This is a genomic window from Leifsonella bigeumensis (assembly GCF_039537265.1).
Lineage (GTDB): Bacteria > Actinomycetota > Actinomycetes > Actinomycetales > Microbacteriaceae > Terrimesophilobacter > Terrimesophilobacter bigeumensis.
The window spans coordinates 20,931-45,051 of sequence record NZ_BAABAE010000005.1; the positions used below are offsets into that span (position 1 = coordinate 20,931).

Annotated in this window: 26 protein-coding genes, 2 tRNA genes and 1 riboswitch; of the genes, 22 read left to right on the top strand and 6 right to left on the bottom strand. The window is 67.5% G+C overall.

What is annotated here, in order from left to right; genetic code table 11:
- The first annotated feature begins 26 nt into the window (after positions 1–26).
- Positions 27–1,052, top strand: a complete 1,026-nt coding sequence (ilvC, locus tag ABD678_RS13440; protein WP_344757612.1) for a ketol-acid reductoisomerase — start codon at positions 27–29, stop codon at positions 1,050–1,052.
- A 70-nt stretch (positions 1,053–1,122) separates the two neighbouring features.
- Here ilvC and ABD678_RS13445 read toward each other — a convergent pair whose 3' ends face one another.
- Positions 1,123–1,560 carry a nitroreductase family deazaflavin-dependent oxidoreductase gene (locus tag ABD678_RS13445; RefSeq protein ID WP_344757613.1) on the bottom strand — a complete coding sequence of 146 codons (438 nt, stop codon included), beginning with the start codon at positions 1,558–1,560 and terminating at the stop codon, positions 1,123–1,125.
- A 129-nt stretch (positions 1,561–1,689) separates the two neighbouring features.
- Here ABD678_RS13445 and ABD678_RS13450 point away from each other — a divergent pair, with 129 nt between their 5' ends.
- From ABD678_RS13450 to serA, 3 genes are all read left to right on the top strand, one after another.
- Positions 1,690–2,094: a hypothetical protein gene (locus tag ABD678_RS13450; RefSeq protein WP_344757614.1), complete on the top strand. Its 405-nt coding sequence runs from the start codon at positions 1,690–1,692 to the stop codon at positions 2,092–2,094.
- Between the two features lie 11 nt (positions 2,095–2,105).
- Positions 2,106–2,597: a hypothetical protein gene (locus ABD678_RS13455; protein WP_344757615.1), complete on the top strand. Its 492-nt coding sequence runs from the start codon at positions 2,106–2,108 to the stop codon at positions 2,595–2,597.
- A 137-nt stretch (positions 2,598–2,734) separates the two neighbouring features.
- On the top strand, positions 2,735–4,324 hold the full coding sequence (gene serA, locus ABD678_RS13460) for a phosphoglycerate dehydrogenase (RefSeq protein WP_344757673.1): 1,590 nt from the start codon (positions 2,735–2,737) through the stop codon (positions 4,322–4,324).
- Between the two features lie 127 nt (positions 4,325–4,451).
- Here serA and ABD678_RS13465 read toward each other — a convergent pair whose 3' ends face one another.
- Positions 4,452–4,715, bottom strand: coding sequence for a DUF6458 family protein (locus ABD678_RS13465; protein WP_344757616.1), 264 nt, complete (start codon positions 4,713–4,715; stop codon positions 4,452–4,454).
- Positions 4,716–4,824: 109 nt separating this feature from the next.
- On the opposite strand from ABD678_RS13465, the gene ABD678_RS13470 reads away from it, so the two are divergent.
- The 10 genes from ABD678_RS13470 to ABD678_RS13515 all read left to right on the top strand — a co-directional run bounded on the left by ABD678_RS13470 (position 4,825) and on the right by ABD678_RS13515 (position 13,843).
- Entirely contained in the window at positions 4,825–6,870 is a 2,046-nt protein-coding gene (locus tag ABD678_RS13470; RefSeq protein WP_344757617.1) for a DUF2207 family protein, read from the top strand.
- Positions 6,871–6,913: 43 nt separating this feature from the next.
- Positions 6,914–7,966, top strand: a complete 1,053-nt coding sequence (locus tag ABD678_RS13475; RefSeq protein WP_344757618.1) for a 3-isopropylmalate dehydrogenase — start codon at positions 6,914–6,916, stop codon at positions 7,964–7,966.
- Positions 7,967–7,997: 31 nt separating this feature from the next.
- The gene (locus tag ABD678_RS13480) at positions 7,998–9,122 is read left to right on the top strand and encodes a branched-chain amino acid aminotransferase (RefSeq protein WP_344757619.1); all 1,125 of its coding nucleotides are present in this window, start codon (positions 7,998–8,000) and stop codon (positions 9,120–9,122) included.
- A 10-nt stretch (positions 9,123–9,132) separates the two neighbouring features.
- Positions 9,133–9,906, top strand: a complete 774-nt coding sequence (locus ABD678_RS13485) for a fumarylacetoacetate hydrolase family protein (RefSeq protein ID WP_344757620.1) — start codon at positions 9,133–9,135, stop codon at positions 9,904–9,906.
- A 120-nt stretch (positions 9,907–10,026) separates the two neighbouring features.
- Positions 10,027–11,055, top strand: coding sequence for a YeiH family protein (locus tag ABD678_RS13490; protein ID WP_344757621.1), 1,029 nt, complete (start codon positions 10,027–10,029; stop codon positions 11,053–11,055).
- Positions 11,056–11,070: 15 nt separating this feature from the next.
- A complete protein-coding gene (locus ABD678_RS13495; RefSeq protein ID WP_344757674.1) occupies positions 11,071–11,280 on the top strand; it encodes a PadR family transcriptional regulator in 210 nt (69 codons plus the stop codon).
- Entirely contained in the window at positions 11,277–11,624 is a 348-nt protein-coding gene (locus ABD678_RS13500) for a hypothetical protein (protein WP_344757622.1), read from the top strand. Before ABD678_RS13495 ends, ABD678_RS13500 begins: the two co-directional genes overlap by 4 nt.
- Positions 11,625–11,698: 74 nt before the next feature.
- Positions 11,699–13,174: a glutamate--tRNA ligase gene (gltX, locus tag ABD678_RS13505; RefSeq protein WP_344757623.1), complete on the top strand. Its 1,476-nt coding sequence runs from the start codon at positions 11,699–11,701 to the stop codon at positions 13,172–13,174.
- A gap of 70 nt (positions 13,175–13,244) precedes the next feature.
- A tRNA-Gln gene (locus ABD678_RS13510) sits at positions 13,245–13,316 on the top strand.
- A gap of 66 nt (positions 13,317–13,382) precedes the next feature.
- Positions 13,383–13,499: riboswitch (SAM riboswitch) on the top strand.
- A 32-nt stretch (positions 13,500–13,531) separates the two neighbouring features.
- Complete coding sequence (locus ABD678_RS13515; protein ID WP_344757624.1) at positions 13,532–13,843, top strand: hypothetical protein; 312 nt, start codon at positions 13,532–13,534, stop codon at positions 13,841–13,843.
- Between the two features lie 114 nt (positions 13,844–13,957).
- Here the strand turns inward: ABD678_RS13515 and ABD678_RS13520 are convergent, their stop codons facing one another.
- Positions 13,958–14,656 carry a hypothetical protein gene (locus ABD678_RS13520; protein ID WP_344757625.1) on the bottom strand — a complete coding sequence of 233 codons (699 nt, stop codon included), beginning with the start codon at positions 14,654–14,656 and terminating at the stop codon, positions 13,958–13,960.
- A gap of 219 nt (positions 14,657–14,875) precedes the next feature.
- Here ABD678_RS13520 and ABD678_RS13525 point away from each other — a divergent pair, with 219 nt between their 5' ends.
- From ABD678_RS13525 to ABD678_RS13535, 3 genes are read left to right on the top strand one after another with little or no spacing between them, the layout of a single operon-like run.
- Positions 14,876–15,121, top strand: a complete 246-nt coding sequence (locus ABD678_RS13525; RefSeq protein ID WP_344757626.1) for a hypothetical protein — start codon at positions 14,876–14,878, stop codon at positions 15,119–15,121.
- Positions 15,118–15,852 carry an RNA polymerase sigma factor gene (locus ABD678_RS13530; protein WP_344757627.1) on the top strand — a complete coding sequence of 245 codons (735 nt, stop codon included), beginning with the start codon at positions 15,118–15,120 and terminating at the stop codon, positions 15,850–15,852. Before ABD678_RS13525 ends, ABD678_RS13530 begins: the two co-directional genes overlap by 4 nt.
- Positions 15,849–16,154 (top strand): hypothetical protein, encoded by a 306-nt coding sequence (locus ABD678_RS13535; protein WP_344757628.1) that lies wholly within the window; start codon positions 15,849–15,851, stop codon positions 16,152–16,154. The genes ABD678_RS13530 and ABD678_RS13535 overlap by 4 nt, the downstream gene beginning before the upstream one ends.
- A 24-nt stretch (positions 16,155–16,178) precedes the next feature.
- Here the strand turns inward: ABD678_RS13535 and ABD678_RS13540 are convergent, their stop codons facing one another.
- Positions 16,179–18,185 carry a GmrSD restriction endonuclease domain-containing protein gene (locus ABD678_RS13540; protein WP_344757629.1) on the bottom strand — a complete coding sequence of 669 codons (2,007 nt, stop codon included), beginning with the start codon at positions 18,183–18,185 and terminating at the stop codon, positions 16,179–16,181.
- A gap of 153 nt (positions 18,186–18,338) precedes the next feature.
- On the opposite strand from ABD678_RS13540, the gene ABD678_RS13545 reads away from it, so the two are divergent.
- Positions 18,339–19,112, top strand: a complete 774-nt coding sequence (locus ABD678_RS13545; protein ID WP_344757630.1) for a hypothetical protein — start codon at positions 18,339–18,341, stop codon at positions 19,110–19,112.
- 76 nt (positions 19,113–19,188) lie between these two features.
- On the opposite strand, the gene ABD678_RS13550 is transcribed toward ABD678_RS13545, so the two are convergent.
- Complete coding sequence (locus ABD678_RS13550) at positions 19,189–19,827, bottom strand: MBL fold metallo-hydrolase (RefSeq protein ID WP_344757631.1); 639 nt, start codon at positions 19,825–19,827, stop codon at positions 19,189–19,191.
- 58 nt (positions 19,828–19,885) lie between these two features.
- Between ABD678_RS13550 and ABD678_RS13555 the strand changes: the two genes are divergently transcribed.
- The 3 genes from ABD678_RS13555 to ABD678_RS13565 all read left to right on the top strand — a co-directional run bounded on the left by ABD678_RS13555 (position 19,886) and on the right by ABD678_RS13565 (position 23,434).
- The gene (locus ABD678_RS13555; protein ID WP_344757632.1) at positions 19,886–20,167 is read left to right on the top strand and encodes a metal-sensitive transcriptional regulator; all 282 of its coding nucleotides are present in this window, start codon (positions 19,886–19,888) and stop codon (positions 20,165–20,167) included.
- On the top strand, positions 20,164–22,338 hold the full coding sequence (locus ABD678_RS13560; protein WP_344757633.1) for a heavy metal translocating P-type ATPase: 2,175 nt from the start codon (positions 20,164–20,166) through the stop codon (positions 22,336–22,338). The genes ABD678_RS13555 and ABD678_RS13560 overlap by 4 nt, the downstream gene beginning before the upstream one ends.
- 178 nt (positions 22,339–22,516) lie before the next feature.
- Positions 22,517–23,434, top strand: a complete 918-nt coding sequence (locus ABD678_RS13565) for a YegS/Rv2252/BmrU family lipid kinase (RefSeq protein ID WP_344757634.1) — start codon at positions 22,517–22,519, stop codon at positions 23,432–23,434.
- Here ABD678_RS13565 and ABD678_RS13570 read toward each other — a convergent pair.
- Positions 23,409–23,888 (bottom strand): hypothetical protein, encoded by a 480-nt coding sequence (locus tag ABD678_RS13570; protein WP_344757635.1) that lies wholly within the window; start codon positions 23,886–23,888, stop codon positions 23,409–23,411. The two genes, ABD678_RS13565 and ABD678_RS13570, sit on opposite strands and share 26 nt — an antisense overlap.
- Before the next feature lie 82 nt (positions 23,889–23,970).
- Between ABD678_RS13570 and ABD678_RS13575 the strand changes: the two genes are divergently transcribed.
- A tRNA-Glu gene (locus ABD678_RS13575) sits at positions 23,971–24,046 on the top strand.
- Positions 24,047–24,121: the final 75 nt, after the last annotated feature.

The following is a 24,121-nucleotide window of genomic DNA, read 5'->3' on the forward strand; positions in this document are numbered from 1 at the left end:
AACCCAGAAGCAAGGAGCACAACCCCATGGCCGAGATCTTCTACGACAAGGACGCCGACCTCTCCATCATCCAGGGCAAGAAGGTCGCGGTGATCGGTTACGGCTCCCAGGGCCACGCCCACGCCCAGAACCTGCGCGACTCCGGCGTCGAGGTCGTCATCGGGCTGAAGCCCGACTCGAAGTCGAAGCAGAAGGCCGAGGAGGCCGGCTTCACCGTACTGCCGTCCGCGGAGGCGGCGAAGTGGGCGGATGTCGTGGTCATCCTTGCCCCCGACCAGCACCAGCGCGGTCTCTACGCCGCCGACATCAAAGACAACCTCGCCGAGGGCGACACCCTCGTCTTCGGGCACGGGTTCAACATCCGGTTCGGCTACATCGAGGCTCCGGCGGGCGTCGACGTCATCATGGTCGCCCCGAAGGGACCAGGGCACGTCGTCCGCCGCGAGTTCGAGGCCGGGCGTGGCGTTCCGGTCATCGTCGCGGTCGAGAACGACGCGACCGGTAACGCCTGGCCGCTCGTGCTCAGCTACGCGAAGGCGATCGGTGGCCTGCGTGCCGGCGGCATCAAGACGACCTTCACCGAGGAGACCGAGACCGACCTGTTCGGCGAGCAGTCGGTGCTGTGCGGCGGCGTCTCGCAGCTCATCCAGTACGGTTTCGAGACGCTCACCGAGGCCGGCTACCAGCCGGAGGTCGCCTACTTCGAGGTGTTGCACGAGCTCAAACTCATCGTCGACCTCATCAACGAGGGCGGCATCGCCAAGCAGCGCTGGAGCGTCTCCGACACGGCCGAGTACGGCGACTACGTCTCCGGTCCGCGGGTCATCGACCCGCACGTCAAGGAGAACATGAAGGGTGTGCTCGACGACATCCAGTCCGGGGCGTTCGCGGAGCGCTTCATCGCCGACCAGGATGCCGGGGCGCCCGAGTTCATGGCGCTGCGCAAGAAGGGCGAGGACCACCCGATCGAGGCGACCGGACGCGAGCTGCGCAAGCTCTTCGCGTGGAAGCAGAAGGACGACGACTACACCGAGGGTACTGCGGCGCGGTAGGTCACCGTTCCCTGCTTCGCTCCCTGAGGAGCCGACGTAGTCGGCGTCACGAAGGGAGCCGCCGGTGACTCTAATCCGCGGGTCGCGGGCTGAGGAGGACGAGCGGGATCTCGCGGTCGGTTCGCTCCTGGTAGGCGGCGTAGTGGGGGTGGCGGGCAGTGACGCGCGGCCACAGGTCGGCGCGCTCGGCCGCCGTGGCGATGCGTGCCGTCATCGGTCGTGCAGGGCGTCCCTGCACGCCGACGGTTACCTCGGGGTTATCCCGCAGGTTCAGGAACCAGGCCGGATGCGTGTCTTCCCCGCCGCGGGAGGCCACGACGATGTAGCTGTCGCCGACCTGTAGGGGTGAGGTCAGCAGGGTGGTGCGCTGCTGTCCGGACTTCCGACCTGTCGTCGTGAGCTCGAGTACGGGCATGCCACGCAGCTCCCAGCCGATCCGTCCGCCGCTCAGCCGCTGCGCCATCCGGTTGAGCCCGTTCATGGCCTTGAGCATGCGGTCGCCGGGCATCCCCTCACCATACGCCCGTCCCAAATGAAGGCATTTCAGTTGGTCCCGCCCGCAGTTGCCCGTGAACACGTAGCGCATGTCGCCGAATGCCTTCATTTGGGACAGGCACTGGGGCGATAGGGTTTCTGCATGGGCGCGGATCCTGACGACGAGGCACTGAGCTGGGCCGGTGAGACCGACCCCACCCACGTCGCGGCGCCGGCATCCACGAAGGATGCGGCGAAAGCCGCCCCGCCGACGGGGGAGGCGAAGACCGGACTGGGATCCGTCCTCCTCATCGTGTTCGGCATACTGGCGGGGATATACCTTCTGTACGCGATCGGCTGGGGCATCCACGCCTTCTCGCACTCGGTGCCGGTCGCCGGGGTGTTCCCGGTCATCATGTACCAGCTCGGCGAATTCCTCGCGATCGTGAGCCCCTTCCTGTGGGCGGGTGCGGTGTGGCTGCTCCTGAGAAAGCCCGCGTGGCGACTGTTCTGGCTCTTCGTCGGAGTGCTCGTGCTCGCGCCATGGCCGTTCATTCTCGGCGGATAGGGGAGAGACGGATGGCGAAGAACGAAACCCCGGCGGCCGACCGCGGCCCGGCAGCGGAGGCTGCGCGGAAGGCACCCGACCAGAAGCAGGTGGTCCGCGAACCGGCAGCACACCCGGTATCCCCGGCGCGTGGGAAGGCGGCAGGAGGCAAGCCCGAGGCGGGATCCGCGAAGAAGCTGCCCTGGTTCCGGCTCACCGTCATCGTCCTGTTCGCCCTCGTCTACGTCTGGGACCTGTTCGAGGCGATCTCCGACCTCTTCGGCGTTGCCACCCAGATATCGAAGTACAACGAGAACGCGACGCTCATCGGGCTCAACACGATCGCGATCCCGTGGGCCGTGCTCGTGGCCAACCTCCTGCTCCCGCCCGTCGTGTTCGGACTCGCGCTCGTGGTCGCCCGCAAGCGCAACGTCGGCATCCTTGCGATCGTGCTGCTCGCCGGCCTCGGTGTCGTCGCCGCCGTGAGCCTCAGCCTTGCGGAGCTCGTCGGCGTGCTCTCCTGATCCCGGCCGGCCGCGTCACAGAATGGCTCGGGCAGCGAGCCAACCACTAGAGTGGTGAAATCTGGCGCCCCACGGTCGCGGCGCACCCATCATTGCCTGCCGCAATCGCAAGGAGCGCCGTCTTGTCGAAACCTGCCGTGTCGAAACCCGTCGTACTCATTGCAGAAGAGCTCTCACCGGCGACGGTGGATGCCCTCGGACCGGACTTCGACATCCGCTCCGTCGACGGTACCGACCGCGCGGCGCTCCTCGCAGCCATGCCCGAGGCGCACGCCATCCTCATCCGCTCGGCGACGCACGTCGACGCCGAGGCGATCGCGGCGGGCCGGCAGCTCAAGGTCATCGCACGGGCCGGTGTCGGCCTCGACAACGTCGACATCAAGACGGCGACCGAAGCCGGGGTCATGGTCGTGAACGCCCCCACCTCGAACGTCGTCTCGGCGGCCGAACTCGCGATCGGCCACCTGCTCTCGCTCGCGCGTCACATCCCGGATGCCAACCACTCGGCGAAGGCAGGGGAGTGGAAGCGCTCCGCGTTCACCGGCGCAGAGTTGTTCGAGAAGACCATCGGCATCATCGGCCTCGGCCGGATCGGCACCCTCGTCGCCCAGCGCCTCGCCGGTTTCGACGCGACGATCATCGCCTACGACCCCTACGTCACGCCGACACGCGCCCAGCAGCTCGGCGTGCAGCTCGCGAGCCTCGAGGAGGTCATGGAGCTCTCCGACTTCGTGACGATCCACATCCCGCGCACGCCCGAGACGACCGGCCTCATCGGCGCAGCGGAGTTCGCCAGGGCCAAGCCCTCCTTGCGCATCGTCAACTGCAGCCGCGGGGGGATCATCGACGAGGACGCGCTCTTCGAGGCGCTCTCGACGAAGCGCATCGCCGGGGCCGCCCTCGACGTGTTCGTGACCGAGCCGCCGACCGGCTCACCGTTGCTCGGCCTCGACAACATCATCCTCACCCCGCACCTCGGTGCGTCGACGGAGGAGGCGCAGGAAAAGGCCGGCGTCTCGGTCGCCCGCTCGGTGCGGCTCGCCCTCGACGGCGAACTGGTTCCGGATGCCGTGAACGTCGCAGGCGGGGTCATCAACCCGACGGTGCGTCCGGGAATCCCGCTCATGGAGAGGCTCGGCCAGGTGTTCAGCGGGCTCGCCGACAGCCCGGTCACGAGCATCGACGTGGAGGTGCGCGGCGAGATCGTCGAGTTCGACGTCAACGTGCTGAAGCTCGCCGCGCTCAAGGGCTACTTCACGAACATCGTGAGCGAATCCGTCTCCTACGTGAACGCACCGCTGCTGGCCGAGCAGCGCGGCATCCCGGTGCGCCTCGTGACCGACCCGGTGAGCGACGAGTACCGCAACCTCCTGACCATTCGCGGCGGCCTCGCCGACGGCACCGAGATCTCGGTCTCCGGAACGCTCACCGGCCAGAAGCAGATCGAGAAGATCGTCGGCATCAACGGCTACGACGTCGAGGTTCCGGTCGCCGACCACCTCATCGTCATGGTGTACACCGACCGACCAGGCATCGTCGCGATCTTCGGTCGCGAGTTCGGTGACGCCGGCATCAACATCGCGGGCATGCAGGTGAGCCGCAAGGTCGCCGGCGGCCAGGCGCTCAGCGTGCTGACCGTCGATTCTCCGGTTCCGGATGGCCTGCTCGAGAAGGTGCGCACCGCGATCGAGGCCGACCTGTTGCGCGAAATCGACATCACCGCGTAACCGAGCACGTCACCGGCACGGCAAAAGCCCGGCGACAGGGCCGCCGGGCCGTTGCCCCTGATCCGCTGCGCGCGGTGACGACGCGCAGTACGAGAGGCCTGCTTTGGGGGACTTCAGTTCCGCGGGATCAGACGAGCGGGTCGCTGTTGCTGCTGTCTGCACGCCTCTCGTGCTCGGTGATGCGCTCACCGGCCCCGTCGACGTGACGGATCGTCTCCACACTCGACCGCTTGCGCATGACGAGCACGAGCGAGATGACGAAGACGACGAAGCCGGCTCCCATGAGGATGTAGCCGATCAGGTCGAGGTCGGCCCAGCTGACATCGAAGTTGAGCGCGAAGGTGACAATCGCGCCGATGACGAAGAGCACTATTCCGGTTCCGATTCCCATGATCCTGCGTCCTTTCTCTGGTGGCCATCACCTTTCTCGCATCTCCTGTGGGATACCTGTACGAGTGCTGGGTGCTGCCTGTATCGGGCTCCCGGATAGGCTCGCTCTCGTGAAGCGATCGTGGGCAGCCCTCGCCATCCTGACTCTCGGGTTCGCCCTCGGGTCGCCGCTCGCCGCAGCGGCGGTCGCGTCCGAGGGCCGGCCCGCCGACGCCGGGCACTCCGTGCGTGCCGGAGTGCAGGACTTCGAGTTCGAGTCCTACTCGGCCGACTACTACCTCGGCCGGGACGCTCAGGGGCACGCGACGTTGCGCACGGTGGAGACCTTCGTCGCGAGGTTCCCGTCCTTCGACCAGAACCGGGGCATGATCAGGGCCATCCCGAACGACTACGACGGGGTCCCACTGCTCACGGACGTGCAGTCGGTCGTCGACGAGAACGGTGCCGATGTGCCCTACGAGGAGACGGTCAGCGGCGGGTTCACCGAGCTCGCGCTCGGCACCGACGACTTCGTGCACGGCCGCACGACGTACACGATCACCTACACGCAGCAGAACGTCGTGCGCGCCTTCGCCGACACGAGCGACGACGAGTTCTACTGGGACACCAACGGCACCGGCTTCCCCCAGCCGTTCGGCACGGTCTCCGCGCGCGTGCACCTCGACCCCGCGCTCACGCAGTATCTCACCGGCAACAACGCCTGCTACCGCGGCGGGCAGGGCGCGACCGACACCTGCCCGGTCGAGCACGCCCCGGATGCCGCCGGCGACGTCTTCACGGCATCCGTTCGCGACATCGGGGCCTACGAGAACCTCACGGTCGTCATCGGGTTCACCCTCGGGACGTTCGTCCAGGTTCCCGCGGAGGTGGAGCCCGACGATGGTTTCCCCGGCGACGTCAATCCCTTCTTTCCAGGGCAGACCGAGTCGCCCTGGTGGCTGAATGCGGCATCCATCGGCTCGGTCCTGCTCATCGTGCTCGGCACGGCGTTCACCGTCGTCTGGCGGTTCGTGAAGCCTGCCTCGGCGAAGGGCAGTGGCATCATCGTTCCCCAATACACGCCGCCGAAAGAACTCAACCTGCTCGAGGCCGCCGAGATCATCGGGCGTCGGGGCAGCGGGCTTCCGGCCCAGATCGTGAGCTTCGCGGTGCGCGGCAGGCTGCGAATCCTCGACTATCCGGTCACCGGAAGCGGCGCGAGCTACACGCTGCAACTCCTCGACCTCGACGGGCTCGACCCGACCGAGCTCGACCTCATGAAGGCGCTCTTCGGCGACAGCGCGGTCGACCATCTCGCCCGTCTGCAGACGAGCGGAATCCTGGATGAGGCGACGATGAGCGCCGTCGCCTCGTTCTTCGGTGGAGACTCGGCGGTGGTGGATGCGAGCCTCCCGCAGATCGGGGCGATCCAGGAAGTGGGAGTCGTCGACGATGCCGCGGCCACGGCGATCGCAGGAGTGCGTGCAGAAGTGCGGAGGTCGGTGATGGCGCGCGGGCTGCTGCAGAAGCGTTCGCCGCTCGTCGGGATCCTCGCGGCGGTCTTCATGTTCGTCATGAGCTTCGTGTCGATGGGGCTCTTCATGGTGTCGATCTTCTTCACAGACGTGAACGCCTGGGGAATCGTCGGATTCCTGCTCGCCATCCTCGGGTGCTTCGTGTGCGCGGGCTTCGCCTACCGGCCGGCCGTCGCCTCGGCCGCCGGGGCGGTGCATCGTGACTACCTCCTCGGCATCCGCGACTATCTGCAGCTCGCCGAGGCGGACCGGTTCCGGATGCTGCAGAGCCCGGAAGGCGCCGAGCGCGTGCGGGCGGAAGGCCTCGACATCCGCCAGCCCGCCCAGCGGGTCAAGCTCTACGAGAAGCTTCTGCCGTTTGCGGTGCTGTGGGGCGTCGAGAGGGAGTGGACGAAGGAGCTCACAATCCTCTACGGCGAGACCGCGCCGGACTGGTTCGTCTCGACCGGTTCCTTCGACGGGACGGTCTTCTCGAGCGCGCTCGGTTCGATCTCCACGTCGACGATCGCGCGGCAGACGGTTCGCTCATCCTCTTCCGGTTCGTCCTGGTCGCGCAGCGGCGGGGGAAGCTTCTCCGGTGGTTCCTTCGGCGGGGGCTTCTCCGGCGGGGGCGGGGGCGGCGGGGGCGGCGGAGGTCGCTGACCGTCGCGGTACTCTGGAACCCCAGCATCCACTCGGAGGTTCCATGTCGCGCACGCTCGATCTCGCCGTCATCGCGGGAGACGGAATCGGCCCCGAGGTCATCGCCGAAGCCGTCAAAGTACTGCGTGTGGCGGTGCCCTCCGACACGAAGGTCGAGACCACCGATTACCCGTTCAGCGCGGCGCACTACCTCTCGACGGGCGTGATCCTGGGCGACGACGACCTCGAGAGCCTCCGAGGCCACGACGCGATCCTGCTCGGCGCCGTCGGCGGCGACCCCCGCGACCCGCGGCTCGCCGGGGGAATCATCGAACGCGGGCTCCTGCTCAAGCTGCGGTTCGCCTTCGACCACTACGTGAACCTGCGCCCCACGCTCACCCTCCCGGGGGTCCAGAGCCCGCTGCGGGACCCCGGCGCCGTCGACTTCGTCGTCGTGCGGGAGGGCACGGAGGGGCCGTACGCGGGGACCGGCGGCAGCATCCGCACCGGCACGCCGCACGAGATCGCGAGCGAGGTGAGCGTCAACACCGCGTACGGCGTCGAGAGGGTCGTTCGGTTCGCCTTCGCGCAGGCCGAGGCGCGGCGCAGGAAGCTCACCCTCGTTCACAAGACCAACGTCATGACCTACGCCGGTTCGCTCTGGCAGCGCACCGTCGACGCCGTGGCCCTCGAGCATCCGGATGTCGAGGTCGGCTACCAGCACGTCGACGCCGCGACCATCCATCTCGTCACGAATCCGAGTAGATTTGACGTGATCGTCACCGACAACCTCTTCGGCGACATCATCACCGACCTGGCCGCCGCAATCAGCGGAGGCATCGGACTGGCGGCATCCGGCAACATCAACCCGGACGGCACCTTTCCCAGCATGTTCGAACCGGTTCACGGCTCGGCCCCGGACATCGCCGGCAAGCAACTGGCCGACCCGACCGCCGCGATCCTCTCTGTAGCACTCCTGCTCTCGCAGCAGGGCTACCCAGAGGTCGCGGAACGGGTCACGGCGGCCGTGACGGCGGATCTCGCCGCCCGCGGCGCCCAGACCCGGTCGACGACCGCCATCGGCGACGACATCGCCGGACTGCTGGCCAGAGCCTGATCGCACCACCTATCGACCTGAGAAGGACCCCATGAGCATCACCGCTGATTCAGAGAGTTCCACCGACCTCGAGTGGGCGGTCACCCGCAACCTCGTGCCGCGCAGCGCGCAGGAGCGCGCCGAGATCCTCGCCAACCCCGGGTTCGGCAAGTTCTTCACCGACCACATGGTCGACATCTGCTGGTCAGTCGGCGGAGGATGGCACCGGCCGCGCGTGCAGCCCTACGGGCCCATCTCCCTCGACCCCGCGGCAGCGGTGCTGCACTACGGGCAGGAGATCTTCGAGGGCATGAAGGCGTACCGCCACGCCGACGGGTCCATCTGGACCTTCCGTCCCGAGGCCAACGCCGGTCGGATGCGCCGCTCGGCGGAGCGCCTCGCCCTGCCGGAGCTTCCGCTCGAATACTTCGTCGACTCGCTGCGCCAGCTCATCGCCGTCGACGCCGACTGGGTGCCGTCGGCGCCGGAGACGAGCCTGTACCTGCGGCCGTTCATGTTCGCCAAGGAGGCGTTCCTCGGCGTGCGCCCGGCCGAGAAGGTCGCGTACTACGTCATCGGCAGCCCGGCCGGGGCCTACTTCCACGGCGGGGTCGCTCCCGTCTCCATCTGGCTCTCGACCACCTACGCGCGCGCGGGCAAGGGTGGAACAGGGGCGGCGAAGACCGGCGGCAACTACGCATCATCGCTCATCGCGCAGGCCGAGGCCTCGGAGAACGGCTGCGCCCAGGTCATGTTCCTCGACTCCTCGGAGGGCAAGTATCTCGAGGAACTGGGCGGTATGAACATCGTGCTCGTCTACAAGGACGGCACGCTCGTCACGCCACAGTCCGACAGCATCCTCGAAGGCATCACGCGCGACTCCATCCTGCAGCTCGCCCGCGACCGCGGCCACACGGTCGAGGAGCGCAGGGTCACGATCGACGAGTGGCGTGAGGGGTCGGCATCCGGCGACATCGTTGAGGTGTTCGCCTGCGGGACAGCGGCCGTCGTCACGCCCATCGCCCAGCTGAAGGCCGCCGACTTCACGATCGGGTCGGCGGATGCTCCGGCCGGCGAGCTCACGATGGCGCTGCGGCAGGAGCTCACCGACATCCAGTACGGGCGGGCAGAGGACCGTCACGGCTGGCTGACCAGGCTCGACTCCGTACGCGGCTAGGCTGGAATACGTGAAAATCGCGCGGTTCAGTACGGCCGGTGAAGATCCCCGCTATGGGATCGTGGATGACGAGGAACTCGTCGTGCTCGCCGGAGATCCCATGTTCAGCGGCTTCGACACCACGGGGGAGCGGGTCGCGCTCGCTGACGCGAAACTGCTGGCGCCCGTCATCCCGCGTTCGAAGGTGGTGTGCGTCGGCATGAACTACGCCGCGCACAAGGCCGAGCTGCACGCCGACACACCGAACAACCCGCTCATCTTCCTCAAGCCGAACACCGCCGTCGTCGGGCCGGGCGACACCATCCAGATCCCGCCGGTCGACGGTCGCATCGTGCACGAGGGCGAGCTCGCGATCGTCATCGGCAAGATCGCGAAGCTCGTGTCGGCGGCCGATTGGGCGGACTACGTCTTCGGCTTCACCATCGCCAACGACATCTCGGCGCGCGATGTCATGTTCGCGGACGGCCAGTGGGCGCGGGCCAAGGGGTACGACACGTTCTGCCCGATCGGGCCCTGGATCGAGACGGAGCTCGACATCTCGAACCTCGAGATCCAGACGTTCGTCGACGGTGAGCCGAGGCGGCACGGTAACACGGGGGACATGCTCTACACCGTTCCCGAGATCATCGAGTTCGCTTCGAGCGTGTGGACGCTTCTGCCGGGGGACATCATCTGCACGGGGACGCCCGCAGGCCTCGGCGGTTTCACGGACGGCCAGACCGTCGACATCACGATCGAGGGCATCGGGACGCTTTCGAACCCTGCGCGCAACCGAGCCGCGTGAGCCTCGGAGAGGTGGTCCCGGCAGCCATGAACCGGTTCGTGCCTCATGACGGCGAATGTTCGCCCTCACGAGGCACAACCCCCTCATGACCTCGGCCTCGTGCGAACTCTCGCTCGCAGGATGACGGGTTTTCCGGCTGTCACCCGCCTCCTGCCGGGGCTGGCGGCTGCGGCTGCAGCCGTGGTGGTCGCCTTCGCGGTGCACACGCTCGTGCCCGCGGTGCCGTTGCTGACCGCATCCGTCGCCCTCGGCATCCTCGTCGCCCAGCTGCCGTTCGCACGGGCCTGGCTCGACGGACCCCTCGCCCCTGGCCTGCACTTCGCGGCGAAGACGCTCATGCGCGCGGGTATCGTGCTGCTCGGGCTCAAGCTCAGCCTCGTCGACATCGGCCGGCTCGGTTGGCTCGCGATCCTCGTGATCGTGGCGCTCGTGATCGCGACGTTCTTCGGGACATGGTGGCTCGGCCGGATGTTCCGCCTGCCGGGCGACGAGCCGCTGCTCGTGGCGGCGGGGTTCGCGATCTGCGGCGCATCCGCGATCGGGGCGATGGGATCGGTGACCGGGAGCAGACGCGAGGAGCAGGCGACCCCCGTGGCGCTCGTGACCCTGTGCGGCACGCTCGCGATCGCCGTGCTGCCCTTGCTGCAGACGCCGCTCGGGCTCACGAACCTCGAGTTCGGGCACTGGGTCGGCGCGGGGGTGCACGACGTCGGGCAGGTCGTCGCGACCGCGCAGATCGCCGGGCCCGCCGCGCTCGCGATCGCGGTCGTCGTCAAGCTCACACGCGTGCTCATGCTCGCGCCGATGGTGGCCGGCGCGTCGCTCGTCGTGCGGCGTCGCTCGGCCGGTGCGACCGCATCCGGGAGGAACGAAAACGAAGGAGAAACGCGCCGTCCCGCCATCGTTCCGCTCTTCGTGGCCGGTTTTCTCGCGGCCGTGCTGCTGAACTCCTTCGTTGTCGTTCCTGCGCCGGTGCTCGCCGGGGCGGATGCCGTGCAGACCGTGCTGCTGGCCGCCGCGCTCTTCGGCCTCGGCTCGGCCGTGCGGTTCGCGACCCTCGTGAAGACCGGCGCGCGCTCGCTCGCGGTCGGCGGCCTCGCCTGGCTGCTCGTCGCGGCGCTCGCCCTCGCCGCCGTCCGTTTCGCGTGAACCAATTCGAAGGAGATCGGGCTCGGCACGCTCTACCCGATGCTCACCCGCCTGCGGACGCGGGGACTCGTCAGCAGTTTCGACCGGGCATCCGCCTCGGGACCCGTCCGCGAGTACTATCGCCTGACGGATGCCGGCACAGCCGAGCTCGACGCGTTCCGGGCGCAGTGGGCACCGTTCAGCAGCACCGTCGGCGAGCTCATCGGAAAGGACAGCACATCATGAGCCAGCGAACCCAGCCGCAGGTCGTGCGTGGGGGTACACCACAGGCGGGCGACCCGCGCTGGTACACGGTGCTCGCGAGCCTGCTCGTAGCATTCGGTGGGATTGTCGTTCCGCTCCTCGGCTGGGTCTTCGGGATCGCCATGGTGTGGATGTCGAAGACCTGGAGTACCGGGGAGAAGTGGGTCGCCACCGCATCCATTCCGGTGATCGCCGCAACAGTCGCCTTGCTCAGCTTCATCGGCTCAGGGTTCATGGCCTGGCACCTTCTCCTGCTCTTGGGAGTCCTGGGCAACGTCGTGGTCGGCCTCTGGCTGCTCTGGCGCGGGCTTCGTTCCGGGCGCTGAACGTCTGAGACCAGAGGGTGTGATCTCGAACCGGCGAATCTGCAGTGTTCCCGCCCTCGCCTAGAATTGCAGCGATGACTGCCTCCTTCACGACCGCGACCGGCTCCGACATCCGGGTACGGTTCTGCCCCTCGCCGACCGGCACACCGCATGTCGGGCTCATCCGCACGGCGCTGTTCAACTGGGCCTACGCCCGGCACACCGGCGGCAAGCTCATCTTCCGCATCGAGGACACGGATGCCGCACGCGACAGCGAGGAGAGCTACGAGCAGTTGCTCGACGGGCTCTCCTGGCTGCACATCGACTGGGACGAGGGCGAGGGCAAGGGCGGGCCGCACGGGCCGTACCGGCAGTCGCAGCGCAGCGACATCTACGCCGACGTGATCGAACGCCTGCGCGCATCCGGGCACCTGTATGAGAGCTTCGTGACGCCGGAGGAGATGGAGGCGCGCAACACGGCGAACGGGCGTGACCCCAAGCAGGGCTACGACAACTTCGAGCGTGACCTCACCGAGGAGCAGCGCGCCGCCTACCGCGCCGAGGGGCGGGAGCCGGCGCTACGCCTGCGCGTGCCAGACACCGACCTCGGGTTCGACGACCTCGTGCGCGGGGAGATCACCTTCCCGGCGGGCAGTTTCACCGACTTCGTGGTGGTGCGCCCGAACGGCAAGCCGCTCTACACCTTCGTCAACCCGGTCGACGACGCGCTCATGGGGGTGACGCACGTGCTGCGCGGTGAGGACATCCTCTCCAGCACCCCGCGCCAGATCGCGCTCTACCACGCGCTCATCGAGCTCGGCATCGCCACCGCGATCCCGCGCTTCGGGCACCTGCCCTACGTCATGGGCGAGGGGAACAAGAAGCTCTCCAAGCGCGACCCCGAGTCGAGCCTGTTCCACCACCGCGACCGCGGCTTCGTGCCCGAGGGGCTCATCAACTACCTCGCCCTGCTCGGCTGGTCGCTTTCCGCCGACCGCGACGTCTTCACGATCGAGGAGATGGTGGCGGCGTTCGACGTGGCCGACGTCAACCCCAACCCGGCGCGGTTCGACCTGAAGAAGGCGGAGTCGATCAACGGCGACCACATCCGGATGCTGGATGTCGCCGACTTCGCCGACCGGATGCTGCCCTACCTCGGCGACCTCGTCGCCACGGATGCCGACCGCGCCATGCTGCACCGTGCCGCCCCGCTCGTGCAGGAACGCATGCAGCTGCTCGGCGAGGCTCCGGGGCTGCTCGCGTTCCTGTTCACCGCGGATGACGCCCTCGAGTTCGACGCGGATGCCCTGCCCGGCGACGGCGGCCCCGAGGTGCTCGCCGTCGCGACGCGCGCGCTCAAGGATCTCGACGACTGGACGCCGCCGGGAATCGAGGCTGCCCTGCGCGGCGCGCTCGTGGACGAGTTGGGCCTCAAGCCGCGCCTCGCGTTCGGGCCGCTGCGCATGGCGATCTCCGGCCGCCGCATCAGCCCGCCGCTCTTCGAGTCGATGGAGCTGCTCGGTAAGGAGTCGACGCTCGCGAGGATCGCGAGGCTCGCGGAGCGGTTGTAGGAGCGTCGCCTCGAAGCAACCCGCACGATACGCTAAAGTAGACAGTCGGCCCGGCTTCGGTCGGAACCGGTGGGGTATGGTGTAATTGGCAACACGGAAGATTCTGATTCTTTTGTTCTTGGTTCGAGTCCAGGTACCCCAGCAGACTCCCTGACCTCCCTTCGCTGTCGTCCTCGCATGTCGGCGCCCTCCGCTACTCTGATGCCACGTTCCAGAGTTGCGTCCACAGGTACCTGGCCGGCCGCACGACAACCCGAATCCATCGATTCCCGGGTGTCCCAGGGGAAGAACGGGCCCACGAGATCTCGTGGTGCAAGAGTCGATGGGGGCGAGCCCCCGGAGAGGGGGAACACCCCCGTGTCCACGAAAGACAGCAACGAGCCGGTCACCCAGGGCGACTGGGCCGGATTCACCCGGGCACGCGCGATCGCCTGGTGCTGGAACCTCTACCAGTACGAGCCGCACGGCTTCGTGTCGCCGGGCTCCATCCTCCGCGAGCAGAGGACCCGCGAGCTGGAGGCCGGCGGCATCCCGAACGGGTTCGGCTACGCCGATCGCGCCCGGCAGTTCGAAGCGTCCGGCGTGAGCCCTGAACGATACCGGGCAGCGCGGGAGACTCTCGGGTCCCCGATCTTCAGCGCCGCAGACATCCGGTTCGGGCGCGGCTAGCGCAGGACGGCTGTTTCGCTCGTTCGTCGGTGGCCATCGGGACACGCTCGCGGACGTGACTGGAGGCTGGGCCGGTAGCGAGCGCTACCGGCCCAGCCTCACGACGAGAACTCCCTAGAACTGGTCGGGGAACTGCGCGACGATGCCGGCGGAGAGCGCATCCGCCATGTCCATCATGTGGTTGAAGGCGATGTCGTAGTCCGCGATCGACTTCTTGTAGTCGCCCTTGAGCAGGTCCACCGAGTAGGCCACCGTCGTGTCGATGTGGGCCTTCATCATCTCGCTCGTGGTTCCTGCGGGCCACGAGTCGGGGTTCGCCCCGGTGAGGAAGTCGGCGATGTCCTGCGCGTTGGCGTACCAGTCGTCGAGCCCGGCCTGCAGGGCCGCATCGTCGCCGGCCTGGGCTGCGGTCAGGACCGGCACGGCAAGCTGGATGTGCTCAGTCAGGAGGTCGGTGAGGGCCTGTCCGGCGTCGTCACCGTAGTACGTGGCGATCGCGTCGCCCAGGAAGACCTGGTTCTGCAGGAGCCGGTCGAGAGTGTCGGGCAGCGCGTCCTGGTTGTGGAAGAAGTCCTTCACCGTCGCGTAGGTCCACTGCATGTGGTCGGCCCACAGCTCCCGCATCGCGCCGTACAGCGCGGACTGCGCACTCTGGCTCGCTGGCGTCTCCATCTGCATCGCCGAGTGATCCTGCGCAACGGGCGCAGGGCCCGAGCCCGGGCCGGACGGGGAGCAGGCGGTCAACAGCCCGCCGCTGAGAAGCAGGGCCCCCGCGAGCGCGATGGCCGAAAGACGCGTATGTGGCTTCAACATGAGATTTCTCCTCTTGGGTTCCGGCTTGACGCCGTGCGGTCGATCGCGACTCCCGATTCGTCTGGATCGGGAGGCCCGTTTCGTGGCCGTATCGAACCGTCTGCCCCATGAGTGCCGAAGTGCGCCAGGAGTCTTACCGAAATGCGACGAATTCCTTCTCCATGAGATTTTTTGGGGGAAATCGGTAAGGAATGGCATCCGCGCGGACACTCACGAAGTATGACCAGCTCACCCGCCCACCACTCCGGCATCCCGAAGACGGTTCCGGGGTTTCTGACGCGGCTGGAGATCCGCTTCAGGCGCGAGGAGCTCCTTCGCGCGAGGGTCGACGAGATCACGGCCTACCGGCACGCGAAAGACCCGGCCTTCGATATTCACGCGCTCATCGAAGACGCTGAGGCTGGAGCTTGCGGGGCGACTCAGTACTCTGAGAGAGACGTCACAGAGAGAGGGGCCAGGTCATGAACGAGACACTCGCTCTGCCCGTCGACGACGAGTGTGACGGAATCCTTCGTGATGAGGATGATGAGCGGCGGTCGTGGCAACCTCACAGCGCCCCGATCAGCAACGAAGAATGGATGCGGCGGCTCACGACCACCGGCCGTGTCCGGGAGGATGCGATCGGGCACCTTCGTGAACTGATGCTCAGGGCGGCCGGGCATCAAGTGCATCGCATGCATGGGGTGGACCGTATCGGTGCTGCCCGGGTCGAAGAAGTCGTGCACGCGGCCGCAGACGAGGCGACCCTGGTGGTTCTCTCCCGGCTCGATACGTTCGAGGGGCGCAGCCGGTTCACGACCTGGGCGTTCAAGTTCGGGGTTCTGCACGCGAGAGTCGAAATGCGGCGACTGGTGTGGCGCGACCGTGAGATCCAGCTGGACGACTCCTTCGACATCCCGACACCGGTCGACGACGCGCCAGAGGCCACTGCCGAAGTGAATGATCTGCACCAGGCGGTGCGGCGTGGTCTCGCCGAAGCGCTCACGCAGCATCAGCGCCGCATCGCGACCGCCCTGTTGATCGATGAGGTCCCCATCGATGTACTCGCCGAGCGGTTGGGAACGAGTCGGGGAGCGCTCTACAAGACTTTGCATGAATCGCGGAAGAAGCTGCGTGTCTACCTTGAAGCACGCGGCCTGCTCGATGCCGATTCGCGCAGTGAGAATCAAACCACACCGGTTTGGGAGACAAGATGATGCGAGAACAACCGAATCCCGAAACAAGCACGACACCGCCATGGGGCGACCCGGTGATCCGTGAGCTCATGCTGGACACGGACCCGTACCAGTCGTGCGACGACTGCTTCGATCAGATGGATGAGATGATCGAGGCCTTCATCACCGGGACGAGCACCTTCTCCGAGGCGTTCCGCGTGCATCTCCGCGGATGCCGGGCATGCTGCGAAGAAGCGCTTTCGCTGGCCGAGATCATCGCTCCGGAATACGGCAAGAACCCTGACACGGTGGGGACGGAGATCCAGCAGCTGGTGCGCGGGTAGGGCGCACACTCCCGCAGCGGATGGCTACATCGCGTCGCCGATGTAGGAGTACTTGATGAAGACCTCGGCGGCGAGGCCGGCCTCATCGAGCACGCCCTGCACCGCGGTCATCATGTAGCGCGAGTCCCAGCCGAGGTAGAGGTGGTGGGTGGCGTCGAAGGCCTCCCACTCGCCGTTCCAGGCCTGCGATTCGAAGAGCGGGCCGCCACGGCGATCGCTGAACCGCACGACATCCGCCCGCGCATCCGCCCAGAGCCGCAGGAACACCCGGTGGAACAGGTGCTTGACGTCGTGCACCTCCCAGTGCTCTCCGCGGTACTCCACGTAGTCGAACTCGCGCTGCCAGCCGTGCGGCCAGCCGCGCCGTGAGTGGGCGTCGAGGATGGGCGTGAGCCCGTCGTCATCGATCTCGAGCGCGCCTGGCCGCTTCCAGAGAGTGAGGAACTGCTCGGTCAGCAGCGACGAACGCTCGGTGATCGCCGCAGTGCTCCAGGCCGGCACCTCGGCGAGCGACCGCGTCGCCGGGATCGCGCTCGAGGCGTAGAACCGGTCCCGCTTCACCGGGAAGGATGCCCCCAGCGCGCGCTCGAGAAGCGGCTCCTCCAGCAGGACGAGGTTGCCGAGGGTGGGGGCGAGGGCGCGGTGGCTGTTCTGCTCGTCCTCGGTGTAGTCCGCCCAGGCCCGCACACCGTCGCCGCTCCACGTGTCGAAGGGGGCCAGCGGGACGATGTGGTCGACCTCGGCATCCGTGCCGTCGACCCCGGCGAGCCGCCCGAGCACGTAGCCGGCGAAGGGAAGCTCCGCGTACTTGAGGGCGACGCGCACGCGCTCGTCGGAGGGGGTGATGCGGGCGATCGCACGCTCGAGACTCTCGACGCCGGCCTCGCGTGCGCGACACATCCGTGCCACGAGCCGATCGATGCTCACGCCGACGACGGCCCGGCGCAGGAGCAGCGACTGGACCTGCTCGAGCGTCTCGACCAGGGCCGCCTTCTCGATGTCCCCGCGCGCGTGGTCGTGGTACGCGCGGAGGACGAGCGGGTACATCCCGCGACCGAAGGCGTTGACCCAGGCGAGCTGACGTCCGATCTCGGCATCCTGTTCGAGCGATGGGTCCAGCAGGATGCGGTAGATCTCCGAGAACTCCCGCCACTCGGCCGCCTGCTGGCGCAGCGTTTCGAGGCCCAGCTGCGGGAACCGCTGCCGGAAGGCGTCGTACACCCCGCGTTCACCGGCGACCGCGACCTCGCGCCCGGTCGTCATGACGAGGTAGTGGCGCCAGAAGCTGCCGATCGACTCGCCGGTGTTCTGCTCGATGGGCACCCAGAAGGAGTCCTCGATCTCGAGCTGCTCCTCGTGCGAGAGGCCCATGAGGAGGTAGTTGTGGATGAGCTCGTGATCGCGCAGCGGCGCGCCCGTGGAGTTGAGGCTCTCGAAGATCTGCTGCGCGTTCGCGTCGGTGCCGAGCGAGATGGCGACGTGCTCGAGCTTCTGCAGGCCGCGCCAGATCCTCGGCACCTCCTCACCACGCACCTGGCTGCGGAAGAAGGCGTAATTGTCGTCGAACCTCGAGTCGCGGGCATCGTGCTCGGAGAGTCGGCGATCGAGCACGACACTGTCGAAGATCTCGGCCCAGGCGCGGTGCGGGCGCAGGCGGGTCCGTGTCGGGTCGTCGGCGTGCACGAGCACGGCCGACAGTTCGGCCGCCAGCCCGGGATCGTCGTCCTTGACCGTGTGGTGCAGGGCGGCGATGAGCAGCATGAGCGTCGTGATGCGCTGTTGCCCGTCGATGAGCACGAGCTCTCCGGATCCATCGCCGGCGTTCGCCGAGGACAGGATCGAACCGAGGAAGTGCCGGTGGCCGGGGCCGGCATCCGAGACGGCGCGGATGTCGGCGAGCAGCCGCTCGCATCCGCCGATGTCCCAGCGGTACTGCCGCTGGTACACCGGAACGACGATCGTGGCCTCGGAGGTCGAGAGCCAGCCGATGGTGCTGACTGCCGTGGCGTCGACGTTGGTGGCGGTGACCATCTTCGAGGTCTGCTCCTTGAGGGGTTCAGCGGTACTGCTGGACCCGGGCTCTCCGCACAATGCCAGCCAGTACGCAGCCTACCCGATGTTAGGCTTACCTAAGTTGGGCCTGTTAAAACGTGCTGGCCCCGAAGAAAGGTACCAATCCACCTCATGGGTTACATCAAATCCGCCGCGCTCGAAGAGACCGGCTACGTGGTCCTCGACCGCTACAACCAGGAGCTCGACCCGAAGGAATGGCTCGACATCGAGTTCGTCGACTGGAAGTCGTCGGGCGAGACCCGCTTCGCGCCGCTGGCCTCCAAAGAGGGCGAGATCGAGTGCAATGGCTTCTGGCACGGGCAGAACCCCCGCACCGACAAGGACGGCGTCTGGATCCCGTCCCAGGTCGAGAAGGCCCCGAACCTGACCCGCCGTGCCCTGGAGCCGGGCTCCAACGTCGGCCGCTGCCGCGTCATCGAGCTGCAGCCCACCGACTATGCGGACTGCCTCTACAACCTCCACCAGGACGACAACAACCGTCTCAACCCGGATGGCACCGGCTGGGTCGTGCGCGGATTCTTCAACCTCAGCGACGACAAAGACAGCTACTTCGTTCTGCGGGAGAACCGCACCGACCCGAGCATCGAGCACCACATCGCCCTCCCGGCCGGCGCCCAGCTCATCGTGGACACCCAGCGCCTGTGGCACGCCACAACCCACAACGGCGAGACGCCGCGCTATTGCCTCATCACGTCGTGGGAGTCCGGGCCGGAACTCGACGCCTACATCGCCAAGTACAACGGCAAGTCCCGTGTGCCGAACTACGAGGTCTCGCAGGACATCCTGGATGCCGGCCAGGCCGAGCAGACTCGTCGTCTCGCCGAGCGCGCCGCCTACTACGCCGCCAAGGGCAAAGCCGAGGTCACCGCGATGAGCGAGGCCTGATCCTCGCCTGACGTCACGAGGGGCCCGGTCATTCGACCGGGCCTTTCGTCTGCCCGGACTGCGCTGCCAGGCGCGGTTACAGGTCGATCGAGTCGCCGGGCTCGAGCGGGAAGAATTCGCCGCCGCCGGCCTCGGTCATGGCCTGGATGCGCGCGTTCGACATGGCCTTGCCGGCCACAGACAACACCATCTCGTGCACCGGGAAACTGCGCCTGGGCGCCACGGCCGTCACATAGTCCATGACCTCGCCGATCTTCAGCCAGGGTGCTCCGGCGGGCACCGCGAGAGTCGGGACCTCGACGCCCTCCGGGATCGTGAAGGAGTCGCCCCCGTAGTAGAGCTCGTCGTCGATCAGGACACCGACGTTGTCGATGACGGGGATCGAGGAGTGGATGACGGCGTGGCGGCCACCGAAGAAGCGCAGGGAGAACGGCTCGACCTCGACCGTGTCGCCGGGCCCCACGACCTCGACCGCGAAACCGGATGCCGCAGCCGCGACGCCGGCGGGGCCGAAGATGCGCGCATCCGGATTGCGGTCGAGGATGCGTTCGAGCTGGTCGGCGGTCCAGTGATCCTGGTGCTCGTGGGTGATGACGATCGCGACGACGTTGCTCATGCCGACGAGCAGGGTCGTGAACGACCCCGGATCGAGGATGAGAGTCCTGCCGGCGCTCTCGATGATGAGGCAGGAGTGCTCCTGCTTGGTGACCTTCATGGAGCAAGCCTATTGCGGTGGCTTGTCATAGATACCCCCTAGGGGTATGCTTGTGAGCATGATCGCAGACTTGAAGAAACGCGCGCTGCACCGCAGCCGCATCCTCGAAGGCCAGATGCGCGGCCTCGAGAAGATGATCGACAACGAGGACTACTGCATGGATATCATCACGCAGTCCCTCGCCATCCAGAAGTCGCTGAGGAGCCTCAACAAGCTGCTCGTCGAGAACCACCTGCGCACGCACGTGAGCGACATGTTCGCTGCGGGCGGCGACAGCAGGGACCACGCGGTCGACGAACTGCTCAAGGTCTACGAGCTCGCGAATGTGAGGGGAGAATGAGCATGCACGAGCACCATCACACGGATTCGCCGGTCGATTCGACTTCTCCGGTCGAGCTGGCTTCTCCGGTCGATTCGACTTCTCCGGTCGAGCTGGCTTCTCCGGTCGAGCTTGCCGAGACCCATCACGATCACTCAAGTCACGACCACCACGACCACTCCGGCCATGGCGACCACAGTCACCACGACCCGGCCCAGTTCCGCCGCAAGTTCTGGCTGAGTCTCATCCTCACCATTCCGACGCTCGTGTTCTCGCACGGCCTCCAGGACATCCTCGGCCTCAGCGGCCCGCGCTTCCCCGGCAGCCAGTACATCCCCGCGGTGTTCGGTCTGGCGATCTTCGTCTACGGCGGCTGGGTGTTCGTCACGGGAGCGGTCGCCGAGCTCCGGATGCGCCAGCCCGGCATGATGACGCTCATCTCCCTCGCGATCGTGGTCGCCCTCGGCTACTCCCTGGCTGTCACCCTCGGTCTGCCCGGCATGGACTTCTGGTGGGAGCTCGCCACCCTGATCACGATCATGCTCCTCGGGCACTGGATCGAGATGTCCGCCATCTCGGGCGCCCAAGACGCCCTCGGCGAGCTGGCGAAGCTCATTCCCGACGAGGCTGAGCTCGTGCACGGCGACCACATGATGACGGTGGCGGTGTCGAGCCTCGCGCTCGGCGACCACGTGGTCGTGAGGCCCGGGGCGCGGGTCCCCGTCGACGGGGTCGTCATCGAGGGGGAGTCCGACGTGGACGAAGCGCTCCTCACCGGGGAGTCGACCGCCGTCGACAAGGCGGAGGGGGCATCCGTCATCGCCGGCAGCATCAACGGCAGCGGCTCGCTCACCGTGCGCGTCGACAGGGTCGGCGGCGACACCGCGCTCGCGGGCGTCATGCGGATGGTCGCGGACGCTCAGGCGAGCAAGTCCGGTGTGCAGGTGCTCGCCGACCGCGCGGCGGCCTGGCTCTTCTACATCGCGATCGCGGCCGCCCTCATCACGCTCGTCGTGTGGCTGCTGCTGCGCCCGGATGAGCCCAACTTCGTTCTGGAGCGGGTCGTCACCGTGCTCATCATCGCGTGCCCGCATGCGCTGGGGCTCGCAATCCCGCTCGTCGCCCAGATCTCGACCGCGCTCGGCGCGAAGAACGGCCTGCTCGTGCGCAACCGGCGCGCGCTCGAGGATGCGCGTCGCATCGACGTGGTGCTCTTCGACAAGACCGGAACGCTCACCCGCGGCGAGCAGGGGGTCGCGGAAGTCGCTGTCGCCAACGATCACGATGCAGGCAGTGCCGACACCGACGACGCCGAGGAGGCGAACCGAGTGCTCGCGCTCGCCGCGGCGGTCGAGGCGAAGGCGGAGCATCCGATCGGGCGGGCGATCGTCGCGGAGGCGAAGGCCAGGAAGCTCAGGGTGGAGCGAGCGTCGAAGTTCGAGGCGCTCCCGGGGCGTGGGGCGCAGGCATCCGTGGCCGGGCGAACCGCCACCGTCGCTAGCCGTCGCGTCGTCAACGAGCGCGGACTGCTCATGCCGGCGTCGCTCGTGCACGCCTCGCGTATGGCCGCCGAGGCGGGCCGGACGATCGTCTACGTCGTGGACGACGATGCGGTGCTCGGCATGATCGCGCTCGCCGACGTGGTTCGGGAGGAGTCGGCCGAGGCGGTGTCGGCACTGCGCAAGCGAGGCATCCGGGTGGCGATGCTCACCGGCGACTCACGTGAGGTCGCCGACTCGGTGGCTGCGCAGCTGGGCATCGAGGAGGTGTTCGCGGAGGTGCTTCCGGGCCAGAAGGCCGAGGTCGTGAAGCAGCTGCAGGCCGGGGGCACGGTCGTGGCGATGGTCGGCGACGGGGTGAATGACGCCCCGGCACTCGCGCAGGCGGATTTGGGCATCGCGATCGGCGCGGGCACGGATGTCGCGATCGAGTCGGCGGGGATCGTGCTCGCCTCGAGCGACCCGCGCGGCGTCGCGAAGGCGCTCACCCTCTCGCGCGCGACCTACACGAAGATGCAGCAGAACCTGTTCTGGGCGACCGGATACAACGTCGTGGCGATCCCGCTCGCGGCCGGCGTGCTCGTCGGCGCAGGCATCCTGCTGTCTCCGGCGCTCGGGGCCGTGCTCATGTCGGTGTCGACGATCGTCGTCGCCCTCAACGCGCAGCTGCTGCGCCGACTGCGCCTGCGCTAGTCGTGTTGTCCCGAATGAAGGCATTCGGAGCCGGGCAGCCTGCGGATGCCATGCCCCGCGTGGGTCTCCGGCTCCGAATGCCTTCATTCGGGACGTGGCGCGGCAGAAGCGTGCGATTCGGCGTCGAACTCCTTCGTTTCGTTCACCACGGAGGGGGCGAAACCGCCATAATCGGGGGATGACGACGACGAAGCCGCTGAGCATCGTCGTCGCCATCAACCCGCAGGCCTCGTTCGGCAGGAGCCGCGCGGTCGGTCCCGCGGTCGTCCACACGCTGCGCGCGGCCGGGCACGACGTGACGGGCCTCACTGAGCCGGACTACGAACAACTGCGCGCCGCCGCGGCCGCCGCGCTCGCGAAGAAACCGGATGCGCTGGTCGTCGTCGGTGGCGACGGGATGGTCAACCTCGGCGTCAACCTGGTCGCGGGCACGGGCATCCCGCTGGGCATCGTGCCCTCCGGCACCGGCAACGACATGTCGCGCGGCCTCGGCATCCCGGTGGGCAACACCGAACGCGCCATCGACCTGCTCCTCGGGGCGCTCGGCCGACCGCCGCGTACGATCGACGCCGGCCACGTCACCCACGGCGACGGCTCGACGAGTTGGTACGCCTGCGTGCTCTCGGCCGGCTTCGACGCGATCGTCAACGAGCGGGCCAACCTCATGCGCTGGCCGCGCGGTCGCCAGCGCTACAACCTCGCACTCCTGCGGGAGCTCGCCATGCTGAAACCCATCCGCTACCGGCTCGAACTCGACGGGGTCGCCAGCGAGACGGATGCCGTGCTCATCGCCGTCGCCAACAACACCTCCCTCGGCGGCGGCATGCTCGTGACCCCGGATGCCCGCCTCGACGACGGCCTCCTCGACGTGCTCGTCGTGCAGCCGCTTTCGCGCACCGCGTTCCTGCGGATCTTCCCGCGCGTGTTCAAGGGCACCCATGTGACCGATGCGAGGGTGTCGATCAGCCGGGCCCGTCGCATCCGGATCGACGCGGACGACATCGTCGCCTACGCGGACGGCGAGCGTGTCTCCGCACTGCCGGTCGAGGTCGAGGTGCGGCCCGGAGCGCTCAGGGTGTTGGCGCCGATTCCGTAGTCGTCTGGTCGGGGTCGGTCGAGATGCACGAGTAGAGCTGGTCGGCGTCGGCCTCCTCGGTCTCGGCGAAGACGAGGAACTCCTGCTTCGGTCTGGTGTCACCCGTGATGGCGGCCTTGAACACCTCGAAGGTGTCGGCGCAGGCGACCGAGACCGCATTCTGCAGCGAACCGGCCGAGGTCACATCGGATGCCGTGAGCGTCCCCTGCCCGATCACGAGGTAGTCGTGTTGAAGTGAGCAGGGCATGACCGTGACCTCGGCGACGACCCCGCCGTCGGCGGAGTTGAAGGTGAAGCAATCACCCTCATGGAGGTCCCTAGCCGAGATCGTCGTGCTCTCCGTCACCCGGCCATCGTCGTCGCGGGGCGGCCCCGGGTTCAGGAGCGAACATCCGCTCACGAGACCGGCGATGGCGAGTACGGCGATACCCGCGGACAGCGTGCTTCTACGCATATCGTTCCCTCGTGCTGTGTCGGTGACCCGGGAATTTCGCCGGGCTGCGCGTCTATGGCATACTCTATGAGTTGTCCACTACGGCCCCATCGTATAGTGGCCTAGTACGCCGCCCTCTCACGGCGGTAACACCGGTTCGAATCCGGTTGGGGTCACCATAGCGAAAACCCTCCCTGGAGTACTCCCCGGGAGGGTTTCTTCTTCCCTTCCCGCGGAGTTGGGCGAACTCGTAG